This is a genomic window from Metasolibacillus fluoroglycofenilyticus, from assembly GCF_003049645.1.
GTDB classification, from domain to species: Bacteria; Bacillota; Bacilli; order Bacillales_A; family Planococcaceae; genus Metasolibacillus; species Metasolibacillus fluoroglycofenilyticus.
The window spans coordinates 2,130,240-2,145,485 of record NZ_PYWK01000001.1; the positions used below are offsets into that span (position 1 = coordinate 2,130,240).

A 15,246-nucleotide genomic window follows, 5' to 3' on the forward strand; every position below is an offset into this window, starting at 1 on the left:
ACCCCCATTGATTAAAGTTTCACTTTATTTTATAGCAACCCAAGCTCGTTGTTTTTCCATTTGCACAGCAATCTTTTGCCTGAAAAATTCACTCAAGCATGCAGCCGTTAAATGTTGTTCACGCAAGCCTTGTGCAAAAATCCGACCATCTCGCATTAATAGCGTATGGCTAAAGCAAGGAAGGATTTCTTCAACATGATGTGTCACATAGAGCAACGTAACATCGCCTTTATCGGCAATTTGTGCAATCGTCTGCAACAAATTTTCTCGTTCAATTAAATCAAGACCTGAACAAGGCTCGTCCAAAATAAGTAACTTTGGCTTTGCCATTAAAGCACGCGCAATTTGTACTCGTTGACGCTCTCCCTGTGATAAAAACTCAAATGCTGTATTGGCTAAATGACGGATGCCAAATTGCTCAAGTAAACCAACAGCTTCCTCGATTTCCTCATCAGAAACCGATTCAAATAAACGAATGGCTCCGAACATTCCTGATAAAACAATTTCAATAACTGGATCTAAACGATTAAATTCTTCAATCATAGCTGCACTGACCCAGCCAATTGACTTACGAACTTCACGCATATCCGCTTTCCCATATGTTTCACCTAACACTTGAACGACACCTTCGTTTGACCAAATATAGCCATTTATTACTTTTAGCAATGTTGTTTTCCCACTGCCATTCAACCCCAAAATTGCCCAATGCTCTCCGCGCTGTACTTTCCAACTAATATCCTGCAAAATCGTTTTCCCGTTACGATATAACAGGAGATTTTCAATTGCAATCATTAAGCTAATGAATTTAGTACTTCATCGACAGGCGTGTATGATAAACCTTGGTCTAAAGCTACTGCCTCATAGACGATTTTGCCGTCGATTGTATTAATACCTAATTTAAGAGCAGGATTTTCATTGCACGCACGCACATAGCCTTTGTTCGCAATTTGTAATGCATATGGGACTGTATTATTCGTTAATGCAACTGTTGATGTGCGTGGCACAGCACCAGGCATATTCGCTACTGCATAGTGAACGATACCGTGCTTCTCATACGTAGGGTTATCGTGTGTTGTCACACGGTCACTTGTCGCAAAAATACCACCTTGGTCAATGGCAATATCAATTACTACTGAACCTGGCTGCATTGATTTAACCATTTCTTCTGATACAAGCTTTGGCGCTTTTGCACCTGGAATCAATACTGCCCCAATTACTAAATCAGAATTTTTTACCGATTCGGCAATGTTAAATGGATTTGAAATCAATGTTTGCACATCGCGACCAAAAATATCCTCTATTTGGCGTAGACGCTCTGGGCTTAAATCGATAACAGTTACATCCGCCCCCATACCTACTGCGATTTTCGCAGCATTTGTACCAGCGATACCACCACCAATTACAGTGACTTTACCACGCTGTACGCCTGAAACCCCACCTAATAAAATGCCTTTTCCGCCATTTGTTTTTTCTAAGAATTGTGCCCCAATTTGTGTTGCCATTTTCCCAGCTACTTCACTCATTGGTGTTAGTAACGGTAAAGAACGGTTCGGTAACTGTACTGTTTCATAAGCAATACCGACTACTTTCTTTTCAAGCAATGCAGCAGTTAACTCTGGCTCTGGCGCTAAATGTAAATATGTGAATAAAATTAATCCTTCATGAAAATAGCCATATTCGCTTGCAATTGGCTCCTTTACTTTCATAACCATTTCTGCCTTCCACGCATCCGCGGCTGTTGGCACAATTGTAGCCCCAGCTGCTACGTAATCAGCATCTGTAAAAGAAGAACCTAATCCAGCACCTGTTTCAATAATTACTTCATGTCCTGCGTGAACGAGTGTAACAACTCCTGCTGGTGTCATTGCAACACGGTTTTCATTATTTTTTATTTCTTTCGGTACCCCAATTTTCATAAACTTTCTCCTCCTCTTCAATATGGAAAAGTAATCGCTAACAATTACTCATAAATCCACATTAATTCTATCAATTTTCTTTTAAAAAACAAACTTAATTTTTGAAAAAGATGATCAACATCATAATTCCAAATTTATATACTCTTATTTATTTTCTGAATTTTGCATAAAATAGGCTGCTTTAGACACAAAAATTTCTTTTGTTTACCTATTTTACTCTATAAGTATTTTCATAAGTAAAAATTTTGCTATAATATAGTTATACACATGTAAAGGGGAGTTATTTATGGCAAATCATTACCAAAATATCGTAGTAGCAGTAGATGGTTCTAAAGAAGCAGAATATGCATTCCGCAAATCTCTTGATGTTGCAAAGCGTAATATCGGTTCAACTCTTCACTTAGTAAATGTTATTGATACACGTTCATTTGCAGCGGTAGAAGCATACGACCGCTCAATTGCAGAACGCGCTCAAAAGTTTTCTGAAGAATTATTAAATGGCTACAAGCAACAAGCAATCGATGAGGGTGTTGACAATGTTAAAACTTTAATCGAATACGGCTCACCAAAATCAATTATTACAAAAGAATTATCAAAACTTGTAACTGCAGACTTAATCATTTGTGGTGCTACAGGTTTAAACGCTGTAGAACGTTTCCTAATTGGCTCTGTATCTGAAGCAATCGTTCGTTCTGCTAACTGTGATGTACTAGTAATTCGTACACCAGAGTGATTTTTAAACAAAAAGAAAAGTCCGAAAAGCGTGCTATGACACCGCTTTAGGACTTTTCTTTTATTTTACAAGATTTTTCTTTACCTTTAAAGCGAATAGCTAGTGTCCTCTCGCCGCAAAGAGCTGAATTTTATTTGCTTTCCTTCCACATTTGCACTTTTTCAAAAAACATTGCTAACGCCTGCTTATTTGACATATTTGGTACTTTAGCTAATAGCACCTCGCGAGGAGCTCGCAATTTTTTATGCTGTTTTTGCAATATTAATATACTTTTTTCATGTGCCTTTGAAGAAAATAATGTTTCAGGTAATTGAATGACCGCTTGAATCCAAGCATGGGTCTTTAAATACTGATGCAGCTTTTTTGCCTCCGCACCTTCAAAAAGATTAGCTGGAATTAAGAAAAATAAATATCCGCCGTCCTTCGTATAGCGGATTGCTTGCTCGATAAATAAGTAATGGGCAAAGCTCATTCCTTCTGAAGCGCAAAGCTCATAATCCAGCGCTACTTCCTCATTCGGATAATAGCCGACAGGTAAATCGCACACAACCGCATCTACTGGATCGACTAATAGCTTATCCAATGCGTCTTGACGATAGAGCGTTACTTGCTGCTCAATTAAATCACCTGTTGCTGCAGCTAAACGAATAAGCAGCTCATCTACTTCAATGCCTGTTGCTTGAATTTTCCCATTCTGCGCGTTCATCATCGTATATAGTAAATTTCCTGTACCCACTGCTAAATCCAGTATAGATATAGTCCCTTCAGCTAATTCTTTTTCAAAAAATTGCTCAACGAAATAGCTAACGAGCAGCCCCAAAGTATCAGGTGTCATCTGATGGTTTGGCTGAGAGCCTTTGCGCATACCTTTTAATATGGCAATCTGAATCGCTTTGCGCATCTCCTCTTTCGTAGCACCTTCTACCTCCCAAGAAAAGACCTCATCAAGCGTATCCTCCAACGTGCTAAGCAAAGCTTCTAAATAGGTTTGCTCCTGCTTCTCCTCACGTTTTTCTGCCTCACCATTTATATGCATAAAAATTTGTTCAAACTTTTCCATAAGCAATCCTCTCTGCACTTCCTCTAATGCCCTTTTATCACTATGAAGGAAAGAAGGGGCGTCCAAAAAACGTGCGATGCACTGCTTTTTGAACGCCTCTTTTTTTAAAATGTTATTTTGTTAATGCTTTAACTGCTTCAATTGCAGCTTCATAGTTTGGATGGTCTGTTGCCTCTGGAACATATTCAACATATGCTACAGTGCCCTCTGCATCTACTACGAAAACAGCGCGTGTTAATAGGCGTAATTCTTTAATATGTACGCCGTATGCTTCACCAAATGATGCATCGCGGTGGTCAGATACAGTTTGTACTGCTTCGATGCCTGCTGCACCACACCAACGTTTTTGTGCAAATGGTAAATCCATCGATACAGTGTAAATGACAACATTATCACCTAGCTCTGCTGCCGCCTCGTTAAATTTGCGTGTCTGTGCATCACATACACCTGTGTCAAGTGAAGGTACGACTGAGAATAATCGAACTTTACCCTCAGAATCTTTTAATGTTACGGGTGATAAATCATTTGCTAAGACTGTGAAGTCAGGTGCTTTGTCACCAACTTTTACTTCATTACCTAATAATGTTACTGGACCATTTTTAAATGTTACTTGTGCCACAAAAAACGCCTCCTTTGTTGTGCCTTAAGTTTACTAAATATCTAGCAAGCTTTGCAACTTGTACAGCTTGTAAAAAAATAATACACGTACCAATTATGTCCCTGCTAACTCTAGTTCAAGTTTTTTCGAGCTAGTTGGTAGTAGTTAACCTCAAACCTTCATGACATGCACGAACGATTAACTGACCTACAGTGTGCAGGGCTTTCTTCAAACTTTATGACATCCACCGCCAGTCTAGCCAACACGATGTTGGTCACTCAGTCATTATTGTGAGATGCGATATCCTTAGACTGAGAGCGGTTAACACTCCATCCATTGAAATAAGCCTTATGAATACATTCATCTTGCTACTTATTGAGGTGAGAGAATTCTACCCTAAAAAGTTAAATCATATATTCAATTTCGTGCTGTTGTACGGGTACCGACTGTATTTGTTCCTCTGCATAAGCACCTTCATGCACAACAATCGTATCTGCAATAAAATCTAATAAGCCTTTGTTTTTTGGTGTAAAGGCAACCGCTAAATAAGGTAAGTAAAAAATCGTGTTACTTATAAAGCGTCCAATCACTTCACGGAACAAAACTGTCAACCAATCCAGTCGCTCTCCATCAGTTCTCACAACACGCAATCCAAAAATCATTTTACCGACTGTTTGCTGCCAAAATCTTGTCATTATAGCGAAATAGCTAAAATATACGATTGTTGAAATGATTGCCATCGGCGCATACCAAGGTGTTTTCATTAAATTCCAATCCATTAAATAAAAAATGGGATTGATAACAATCGCTACTGCTGCGCTTACGATAAGCCCATCGATGATGAATGCCCATAATCGCATCCAAAAGCCTGCTGTCTTTGGGGCATATTGCGTTGTTGGCGGGATAACTGTTTGCTTGTATTCCATTCCTATCCCTCCTTAAAAATCACCGTATAAGTACATAGCACGTGGTGCATTATGTGTCGTTAAAATGCGTGTTAAAAAGCGTTCTTCTACTGAAGGTCCAAACATCGAGCCTACTTTCATACCGAATAATGCGGCAAAGCTGTCACCTTCTCTTGCATACTCAAATAACTCCGCATCCTCTAAATTATAGTCCGCGCGAATCGCCGCAATCGTATCTTCCAGCGTGCCAATTTCATCAACTAAACCTGCTTTTAATGCTTGTGAACCACCTAAAATACGTCCATCAGCTACTTTTTTTACATCCGCTTCTGACATGCCACGTCCTGCCTCTACAATATCGACAAACTCTTCATACATTTCATCAATCATTTCTTGTAGCATTGCACGCTCTTCTGCTGAAGTCTCACGTGACCCCCCGAACATATCTTTATGTGGCCCTGATTTAATCGTCTCAAACTTAACACCTAGCTTTTCTGCAAGCTCTGAATAATTAATTCCTTGCATAATAACACCAATCGAGCCTGTAATCGTCTCTTTTAAAGCAAATATTTTATCGCTCGGTGCTGCGATGTAATAGCCACCCGATGCTGCCATTGAGCCCATTGACACATAGATTGGAATTTGGCGCTCCTTTTTAATTTCAAGTAGCTTCTCATGAATTGCCGCTGACTCAATTACACCGCCACCCGGAGAATTAACAGCAAGCACAACTGCTTGCACGGATTCATCCATTAAAATTATATCAAGCTGTTGCATAAACGTTTGATGATCATATTCTACCTGTGTCCATGCATTTCCAGCTCCTAAATCTTGTATCGTCCCATTCACTGACAAAAGCGCGATTCGCTTCTCCCAATCTCCTGGCTCTAGTACACTCTCATTAACGACAACTGCCCCTGACATTGGAAGCATCGCATCAAACGAACTTAAAAAATCTGTTTTAAACAAGGCCATAATTGCATTCAGCCCAATTGAAAACACCAATAATACAACTGCAGCTATTAAAGCTACCCATCTTTTCGTATTCATTTCTTTACTCCTTTTTATGTTATTCACCACTTTATAGCATAAACACATTTCCTCTATTACGCCAACATTATTTCCCTTTTTTCACATTAATTAAGCTTTGATTTACGATATATAAGCTTTTCGGGCTTACAATATGTAGGCATTAATAGCGCTAGCTGCACTATCTTTATCTCGCCATCTATAGAGATGGGAGATTCCTGTATTTGTGCCTGTCGCCTTGCTTTCGGCACAAAAACATTACTGAAAGAAGTTAAATATGAATAGCCGTGATGTTATGTACATTCTTTTATACGTTTTAGCGTATTAAAAGTTTCAAAAAATTAACTATAAAACATAAAGGAGTGTAGGACTGTTTCTGTATTAATTATTTGCTAAAATATATCGACTCTTTGGTAATCACAATAAATTGTCACCCGCCTCATCACGAAGGAGCCGCCTCAAAATTACTTTTTAGACAGCTCCTTCATCCCCTTCACTAGCTATATTGTTATAAGGACAGACGTGTTGATTAGCCTTTATTTTACCGAGAATGCCTAGTAATTCGTTGATTTCCGTTACGGGGGACGCTTTCCTCGGGGTGCGGCTTCAACTAATTTATTTCGGCATTTGCTGAAATAAATGGATTTTCAGCTCGAGACCAACAGGATGTTGGTCATGGAGGCGTTCCCGCAGGACGCGGCGGTTTTAGCCTCCCTACACTTTATCCCGATGGAGTCGCCCCCTTCACTCTAATCAACGAGTGTATGCGTAATAAAAAGCACTTCTCTCTAAAAACACGCCAATTAATAGACAATATTTATATCATCAACACGCCTGTTATAAGGATTTATTTTGTTCGTTATTGCGCAATGCTACACGGCGAATTTTACCAGAAGCCGTTTTTGGTAATTCATCTAAAAACTCAATCGCACGCGGATATTTATATGGTGCTGTCAATGCCTTTACATGCTCCTGTAGCTCTTCCACAATTGTAGGGCTATTTTTCATTTTGGAATCACGTAGCACGATAAATGCTTTTACAATGCTTCCACGAACTGCGTCTGGGCTCGCAACTACTGCGCATTCGCGCACTGCAGGATGCTTCACTAAGGCATCCTCTACCTCAAATGGACCAATTGTATAGCCTGATGAAATAATAATATCATCGTTGCGCCCTTGGAACCAAAAATAGCCGTCCTCATCTTTATATGCTTGATCCCCCGTAATAAACCATTCTCCTCGGAATTGCATTTGCGTACGCTCGACATCTTTATAATAGCCTTTAAACAATGCTGGCGTAGAATTATGCACCGCAATATCACCTACAACTCCTTCACCGACTATTTCACCATATTCATCGACAATTTCAACAATATTTCCTGGTGTTGGTTTCCCCATTGAGCCAGGGCGAGATTCCATTCCGAACAATGTGCCAACTAATAATGTATTTTCAGTTTGACCATAGCCATCGCGAACTTGTACATTAAATTCGCGTTTAAACGTTTCAATTACTTCCCGATTCAACGGCTCTCCTGCTGAAACCGCGCTACGCAAATTATTAAAGTTATAGTCACTTAAATTTTCTGCTTTTGCCATCATTCGATATTCTGTAGGAGTACAGCATAGTACATTCACTCCGATATTTTGCAATAATGTTAAATATTTTACTGTATCGAATTTTCCTGTATAAACAAAAGCTGTCGCCCCGCTACCGAGCGTTGCTAAAAACGGACTCCAAATCCATTTTTGCCAGCCCGGTGCCGCCGTCGCCCAGACAATATCACCTTCTCGCACGCCTAACCAACTTCCTCCAGTTGTACGTAAATGCGCATATCCCCAACTATGTTGGTGCACAGCTCCCTTTGGATTGCCTGTTGTTCCACTCGTATAAGCTAAAAATGCTGTATCACTAGCTAACGTTTCTGGAGCCTTGAATTCCGTTGAAGCTGCATCTACTTCTTTTATAAAAGGAATCCAAGGCTCTTTCGCAGCACCTACTACAAATAGCGCTAGCCCATCTAAATATTGCACTTCAGCAAGTTCTTCAATATAATTTTCATTTGCCACAATTGCTTTTGCCTCTGCATGCTCTATACGATAATCAATATCTTTTGCACGCAACAACTCTGAGCTCGGTATAATAATTAATCCTGCCTTTAATGCACCTATATATGTTATGTAAGCCTCAACTGAACGTGGTAGCATGACAAGAATGACATCACCTTTTTGTAAACCGTTTGCATAAAAAACATTTGCGACTTGATTAGCTCTAGCGATTAGTTCAGCATATGTAATTTCTTCTTGTTGCCCGTTTTCTTGCTGAACAATTAACGCTTTTTTATCTCCTACCGCATGCTTTTCGATTTCATTCACTATATTATAAACATTTGGTGCCACTAAATCTTCTCTCTTCAATAAAACCCACTCCTTTTCCCATAACATATTAGCTACTTGAGCAAGAAATTTCTCACCTACATCTATTATATTAATATATGCTTGATTTTTCAAAATAATCTAATAATTATTTTCTAAAAAGAGGACATAATAAAGTGAAACTTCAATCAGTGAGGGTTTTTTCATTTATTAGTTGAACCAATCGAACTTTTACGGGCAGTTCACTTCCCACTTATCCTTTAACATATTTTTTCTTCCATCTTGAAGTGGTAGTCTTACTGCCCGTTAAAATCTTTAATTCGCACGGCTTTACAGCTTAATAAAAAGCAAAAAAGCTATTGCGCAAGTTTTACTTACGCAATAGCTCATAAGGATTACTGGTTAGTTCCTTTTAATTGTTGTTCAGCCATAGAAACAAGACGTTTTGTAATCTCGCCCCCTACTGAACCGTTCGCACGTGAAGTAGCTTCTGGTCCAAGTTGCACACCAAATTCTTGTGCGATTTCATACTTCATTTGGTCTAATGCTTGTTGTGCGCCTGGCACGTTAAGCTTGTTTGAATTACGGTTGTTTGAAGTCATCTTACTTCACCTCCTTGTGAGATTAGAATGTGCTGAGATACGATTTTCATACACAAAAAAAAGAGGCAAAATATTCTTCTACCAACAAGCTTTTACCATTAATAATGACGAAGGATGAATAAAGCATTTTTCATACTGCTGAAAATAGCGTTTTGCTTATTTATTTGTTTGCAGTTTTTTAAATGCATCCACTTTTATGGAAAAGCAAAAAGGTGTCTAAAAATGGTGAGTCAGACCACTTTTTTGACACCTCCTTACCTATTAATTATAATAAGTCAGCAAACTTATCAGCTGTTGCTTTCTTTTCTGGTAAGAGATGCATTTCACGATTGCGCACAGCGCGCTCGATTAATTCATCAAATTCAGTAAAGCTTTCATAATATGCGACCTTTTCAAGCTTTGGCTTTGTTTTTGGTCTTGCAGGTGTGAAAATTGTACAGCAATCCTCATATGGCAGTACAGATGTTTCATATGTGCCAATGCGCTCTGCAATATGAATAATGTCTAGCTTATCTGCCGCAATAAGAGGTCTTAAAATTGGGGTAGCTGTTACATCATTAATTGCCGTTAAGCTTTCTAATGTTTGTGACGCCACTTGACCTAAGCTTTCCCCTGTTACGATAGCTAGTGCACCAACTTCCTCACGCACTTTATCAGCGATACGGAGCATCATACGACGAGTAGTTGTCATCGACATATTTTCTGGTACACGCTCTTTAATTAGTACTTGAATTTCTGTAAACGGAATAATATGAAGGCGAATCTTCGAGCCAAATTTTGTTAGTTCATTCGCTAAATCCTTAACTTTTTGTAAAGAATGCTCACTTGTATATGGTGGGCTATAAAAATGAATAGCTTCTAAACGTACACCGCGCTTCATCATCAAATAGCCTGCAACTGGACTATCAATACCACCTGACAGCATTAATAATGATTTACCATTCGAGCCAACTGGCATACCAGCAGCACCAGGAATGATTTGTCCCATCATATAAATCGCATCATACCGAACTTCTACACGCAGCTCTACATCTGGTTTTTTTACTTGGACAGAAATATTTTGATATTTGCTTAATACTGTTCCACCAAGCTCGCGCTGAATCATATATGTGTCAAATGGGAATGTTTTATCTGTTCGGCGCACTTCCACTTTAAAAGTTAAAGGCTCATCGCCATACTGTGCCATTATTTCAGTAGCAAGCTGCTTCATATCATCCATATTTTTATTACATGCCGCAACAGGACTAAATGATTGAATACCAAACACCTCTGGCAAACGTTTCATTAACACTTGATACTTTTCATCATTTTCAATTTCAATGAACATGCGGTCGCGCTCAGCACGAATATTTAACGGTAATATATCGGCAAAAGAATAACGAATATTTTCACGCAAACGACGAATAAAATCATTTTTATTTCGCCCCTTTGTCGATAGTTCACCATAACGAATTAATATTTCTTTAAAAATCATTATTTATTTTCTCCTTTTAAGTCGCGCATTATATCACTAAACACTTTTTTAAATTGCTCGATATGCGTTTCTGTCGTGTGTACACCAAAGCTTAAACGCAATACACCCTTTTTAAAGCTCGGCGCAATATTTAAAGCCTCCACGACATGGCTTGTCGCCGTTTGTTTAGAGGAGCAGGCGCTTGAAGTTGAAACAATTATATCATGCTTTTGTAGCGCATTTATTAAAATTTCGCCTTTGAGCTCTCTCACGCTAAACGATATGATATGCGCCGCTCCAGCCTCTGAAGAAAGCAAATGAATATTTGAGTCGAAGCTTCCTAAAAATAAATGCAAATCCTTCGACCATTTTTTATATTGCACTGTTTTTTCAGCCATTCCCTCAATAGCTATACGGGCAGCTTTAGCAAGCGCTACTGCTTGCGGTACGGCAACTGTACCACTGCGCAAACCAAATTCCTGTCCTCCACCGACGATATGAGGTGCAATCGCAAGCTTTTTGCGGAAAATTAATGCACCCGAGCCTTTTAATGCATGAATTTTATGCCCTGAAATCGTGATTAAGTCTGGTCCGTTTTCTCCATTAAATTGCACAGCAATTTTGCCAAAGCTTTGCACAGCATCGACATGGAAAATAGCACGGCTTTGTTCATGAATGATTTTAGCGGCCTCTTGAATCGGCTGAATTGCCCCCATTTCATTGTTAACATGCATAATACTAACTAAAATTGTATCTTTTCTCACTTTGCTTCGCAGCTCATCAAGTGAAATGATACCCGCTTCATTGACAGATAAATAATCAATATCAAAGCCCTGCTGCGCTAAACGTTTTACCGCTTCAAGGACGGAAGGATGCTCAATTTCAGTTGTAACAATATGCTTTCCTTTATGGGTATTTGCCTGTGCACTACCAAAAATGGCAAAATTATTAGATTCTGTTCCGCCTGCTGTAAAAATTACATCCTGTGTCTCTGTTTGCACAATATTAGCAATTTGCTCGCGTGCGCGCATTAACAAAGTATTTGCCTCTACTCCTGCTTCATGAATCGAGGCAGGGTTTGCATAATACAACTCATTCACTTGCAGAAATGTTTGCATTACCTCTGGATGCGGCTTCGTCGTTGCACTGTTGTCTAAATATATCGTATTCTCTTTCATTATTCGTCACACACTTTCAAATCATCAATTTACCGTTACCTATCATAACGCAAAGTTTTAAAATTGACTACCACTCTGTTTTTATAGCTTATTATTCTAAAAAAGAAACGTCCGAAAAGCAGTGCTTGCACACTTTTCGGACGCCTCATTTCATTTATTAAGATTTCATTAATAGTTCCTCTTGCACAAGCGCTTCAATGCGCTTTATTGCTCCTGGCTCAATCGATTCCACAGCATGTGCAGCATCCTCCAACGCCTTCACATAACGGAATTGATGGAATGCTTCCTCCGCTTCAGCTAAACGCGCATGTACTGTAGCATTTGTCGCTCTGTAACGATTGCCATATTGAATCATTCTTTCAATAAGCATCACATTCGTAATCATTTCTTCCGCGCGTTCATGTACATCTTCAATACATTTTTTCGTGTTTAACAAATGACTATGTACAGCTTCCATATTTAATGGAATTTCCTGCAAGCTTTGAACAACGATAAAAATATGCTCCTCCGCTTCCTCTAATCGCGCATCCATTTCCTCTGGAATACCTGGAATATTTGCCTTATGTAGCATTCGCTCTGTATTTTGCAATAATTTTTTTAGCGTATCAAGCTCTTTACGTGCATTGTTTTCATCAATACGTAAATTTTTCAGCATATTCGAGAATTTTTCCTGCTCCTCTTGTATACGTTCCATTTCGTTCGTAATTTCTTGCAGTTCCTCCTGCAAACTAGAATAAGCTGATTTCTCTTCCTCAACGCGAATAGCTAATAGCTCGTAGCGTTTTTGTAAAACCTCCAGCTGCTTTAAACATTGCTTAGGTACTTCTGCTTCTTTATCCGGCAGACGGTAGCTATGCTGCACATATGCCGCCTCATCATGCACTTCCTTCGTCGCCTTCATTACATCGGTAATCGTCTCATTCATCGCGCTACAGTGCCGGTCAACAAATTTCTTCGCCACTACTTCTTTTTCTAGCAAATCATAGAAATTATCTATTTCATCGTTAATTTCATCGACGCGTGGTGTCACTTCAGTCAAGTTTAAATCAGCTACAGCTTGCTTAAGTGTGATAAGCTCCTGCTCAAGCTTATCCAAATAATCTGTAAGCTCCAGATGGCGCAAATAATATTTTTGCTCCTCCATTTCTTTCTGACCGTTGCGTAATTCCTGAATGGCTGTCGGAATTTTCGTTTGAATTTCTGTTAGCAATGTTGGAATATCGCTTAATAACGAGAAAATGGATTGCGCCTCACTGTTTAAAGTTAAAATAATTTCACGAGCTTGCAAATAGTTGCCTTCCGTTGTCAATTGGTCGAACTCCTCAAACTTCGGTACAAATTGCTCCAATCTTTTTTCAAGCTGCTCTAAGGCAGGACCAAATGAGTATTGATGTGCTAAAATCGTTTTGCGTGCTGAGCGATGGTATTCCTTTAATTGCTCCACCTCGATACGATTTTTCTCTTCGCTTCCAATCAATTCCTCTAACTCTTTAATAATTTTAACTTTAATTGTTTCACATTTTACAATATATTCTTCTATTTCACGCTCAACTTGGGTAGCTTTTTTAAACTTAAAACGATCCACATATTCTTCCGCATCAAACAACATCGAATCCATTTTCACAACATGTACATCAATTACTTCTGACCACATATTGCGCCAGTTTTCAAACATTTCCTCCGTTTGACCGTTCATATTCAGCGCTTTTACTTTTGTTAATTCTTCATATATAGGATAATGCTGCACTTGCATTTTTTCTTTTTCTAGTCGTTCTATTTCAGCATTATGTTTTCGCCTAATCATTAAACCAAAAATTAATAATGCTAATAGTAGGACGACAACAATGATGATATACTCCACTGTAAGCCCCCTGTTCCAAAATCGCTTATGGCTATATGTTATTTATAATATACCACGTTTTGTATGATTTGTTTAAGTTTTTAAAGGTTTTTGCAAAAGTAAATCGATAAGATGAAAGGAGTTTCCTTTTTTATGAAAAAAGATGGTCATATTCACACACCTTTTTGTCCGCACGGTTCTAAAGACGCACTAGAACGTTATGTTGAAAAAGCGATTGCATGCCATTTTACAGAAATCACTTTTACGGAGCATGCACCATTACCGCCCTCATTTGAGGACCCTACACCCGATAAGGATAGCGGGATGGATTTCGCATTACTTGTTCCTTATTTTACACATTTACAGGAAATAAAAAAGTACTATTCTTCACAAATTCATATTAATATTGGGCTTGAAATTGATTTTATTGTAGGTTTCGAAAATGAAACACGTCAATTTTTGAATGAATATGGTCCAATGCTTGATGATTCCATTCTTTCTGTTCATTTTTTGAAATGGCAAAATCATTATACTTGTATCGATTTTTCGAAAGAAGTATATTTACAATGCGCAAATGAAATCGGCAGTGTCCAACAATTGTATCAATTATATTATGAAACGGTACACCAATCAATCGATAGCGATTTAGGTAAATACAAACCAAAGCGAATTGGTCATCCTACACTTATTCATAAATTTCAGCATGCGCACGCTGAACAAATTGATGATACAGTATTAATAAAAAAACTATTGTTACATATGAAAAACTGCGGCTATGAAGTGGATTTCAACAGTGCAGGACTTAGCAAGCCTATGTGCTTAGAACCATATCCTCCACTGCCAATGATGGAATATGCAAAATCCATTGCATTGCCATACACTTTTGGCTCGGATGCACACACTGTAAAGGATTTACATCAGCATTACGAATTACTTTTTTCATAACAATTTTACGGAGGTAGATTATGTTTACTCAAATGAAATACGAAGGGACACTTGAAAGCAAGTATGCCCTACTAGCAAAGCAACTTGATGCACTTCTTACAGGTGAAAGCGACCTCATCGCAAATTTAAGTAATGCATCTGCACTATTAAATCAATTTTTACAGGAAATAAACTGGGTGGGCTTTTATTTAATGAAGGATGGCGAGCTTGTTTTAGGCCCGTTCCAAGGGCTGCCTGCATGTGTGCGCATTGCGGTTGGACGAGGTGTATGCGGCACAGCCGTTGAACAAAGAAAAACAATTGTTGTAGAAGATGTCCATGCTTTCCCTGGGCATATTGCATGTGATGCCGCATCAAATTCAGAAATTGTCATTCCATTATTAAAAGAAGACGAGGTTATTGGTGTATTAGATATCGACAGTCCGATAAAAAATCGCTTTTCGGAAGACGATGAACGTGGCTTAACATTATTTGTCCAAACTTTATTGAAGCATTTATAAGAAGGGCTTTTCGAGCTAGCTCGAAAAAATCTAGACGCAATTACACCAAGGTGTAATTGATTGTAGGTTACCTTTTTTAAATATATAAACACAAACAAAACACCCAATAAGCAG

14 protein-coding genes are annotated in these 15,246 nt (G+C 38.6%); 3 read left to right on the forward strand and 11 right to left on the reverse strand.

The annotated features are described in order from the left end of the window. Positions 1-24 precede the first annotated feature (24 nt). Both C9J36_RS09925 and ald read right to left on the reverse strand, forming a co-directional pair. On the reverse strand, positions 25-744 hold the full coding sequence (locus C9J36_RS09925) for an ABC transporter ATP-binding protein (RefSeq protein ID WP_346719801.1): 720 nt from the start codon (positions 742-744) through the stop codon (positions 25-27). 47 nt (positions 745-791) lie between these two features. Beyond that, positions 792-1,916: an alanine dehydrogenase gene (gene ald / locus C9J36_RS09930; protein ID WP_066162047.1), complete on the reverse strand. Its 1,125-nt coding sequence runs from the start codon at positions 1,914-1,916 to the stop codon at positions 792-794. Positions 1,917-2,202: 286 nt separating this feature from the next. On the opposite strand from ald, the gene C9J36_RS09935 reads away from it, so the two are divergent. Continuing rightward, on the forward strand, positions 2,203-2,649 hold the full coding sequence (locus C9J36_RS09935; protein WP_066162045.1) for a universal stress protein: 447 nt from the start codon (positions 2,203-2,205) through the stop codon (positions 2,647-2,649). Between the two features lie 130 nt (positions 2,650-2,779). Here C9J36_RS09935 and C9J36_RS09940 read toward each other — a convergent pair whose 3' ends face one another. The 9 genes from C9J36_RS09940 to ezrA all read right to left on the reverse strand — a co-directional run bounded on the left by C9J36_RS09940 (position 2,780) and on the right by ezrA (position 13,708). After that, complete coding sequence (locus C9J36_RS09940; protein ID WP_066162042.1) at positions 2,780-3,709, reverse strand: class I SAM-dependent methyltransferase; 930 nt, start codon at positions 3,707-3,709, stop codon at positions 2,780-2,782. 112 nt (positions 3,710-3,821) lie between these two features. Beyond that, entirely contained in the window at positions 3,822-4,328 is a 507-nt protein-coding gene (tpx, locus tag C9J36_RS09945; protein WP_066162041.1) for a thiol peroxidase, read from the reverse strand. Positions 4,329-4,711: 383 nt separating this feature from the next. Then, positions 4,712-5,233 carry an RDD family protein gene (locus C9J36_RS09950; RefSeq protein WP_066162039.1) on the reverse strand — a complete coding sequence of 174 codons (522 nt, stop codon included), beginning with the start codon at positions 5,231-5,233 and terminating at the stop codon, positions 4,712-4,714. Positions 5,234-5,245: 12 nt separating this feature from the next. Further along, entirely contained in the window at positions 5,246-6,262 is a 1,017-nt protein-coding gene (sppA, locus tag C9J36_RS09955; RefSeq protein WP_066162036.1) for a signal peptide peptidase SppA, read from the reverse strand. A gap of 816 nt (positions 6,263-7,078) precedes the next feature. Further along, positions 7,079-8,656 carry an acyl-CoA synthetase MbcS gene (gene mbcS, locus C9J36_RS09960; protein ID WP_201261906.1) on the reverse strand — a complete coding sequence of 526 codons (1,578 nt, stop codon included), beginning with the start codon at positions 8,654-8,656 and terminating at the stop codon, positions 7,079-7,081. A 353-nt stretch (positions 8,657-9,009) separates the two neighbouring features. Continuing rightward, entirely contained in the window at positions 9,010-9,216 is a 207-nt protein-coding gene (locus tag C9J36_RS09965) for an alpha/beta-type small acid-soluble spore protein (RefSeq protein ID WP_066162031.1), read from the reverse strand. Positions 9,217-9,481: 265 nt separating this feature from the next. Further along, the gene (gene thiI, locus C9J36_RS09970; protein WP_066162028.1) at positions 9,482-10,690 is read right to left on the reverse strand and encodes a tRNA uracil 4-sulfurtransferase ThiI; all 1,209 of its coding nucleotides are present in this window, start codon (positions 10,688-10,690) and stop codon (positions 9,482-9,484) included. Further along, positions 10,690-11,847, reverse strand: a complete 1,158-nt coding sequence (locus C9J36_RS09975; RefSeq protein ID WP_066162025.1) for a cysteine desulfurase family protein — start codon at positions 11,845-11,847, stop codon at positions 10,690-10,692. Before C9J36_RS09975 ends, thiI begins: the two co-directional genes overlap by 1 nt. A 157-nt stretch (positions 11,848-12,004) precedes the next feature. Then, positions 12,005-13,708: a septation ring formation regulator EzrA gene (gene ezrA / locus C9J36_RS09980; protein WP_082798893.1), complete on the reverse strand. Its 1,704-nt coding sequence runs from the start codon at positions 13,706-13,708 to the stop codon at positions 12,005-12,007. Between the two features lie 132 nt (positions 13,709-13,840). On the opposite strand from ezrA, the gene hisJ reads away from it, so the two are divergent. Together hisJ and C9J36_RS09990 are read left to right on the forward strand one after the other, a co-directional pair. Continuing rightward, complete coding sequence (gene hisJ, locus C9J36_RS09985) at positions 13,841-14,632, forward strand: histidinol-phosphatase HisJ (protein WP_066162022.1); 792 nt, start codon at positions 13,841-13,843, stop codon at positions 14,630-14,632. Between the two features lie 20 nt (positions 14,633-14,652). Then, a complete protein-coding gene (locus C9J36_RS09990; RefSeq protein ID WP_066162020.1) occupies positions 14,653-15,132 on the forward strand; it encodes a GAF domain-containing protein in 480 nt (159 codons plus the stop codon). Positions 15,133-15,246: the final 114 nt, after the last annotated feature.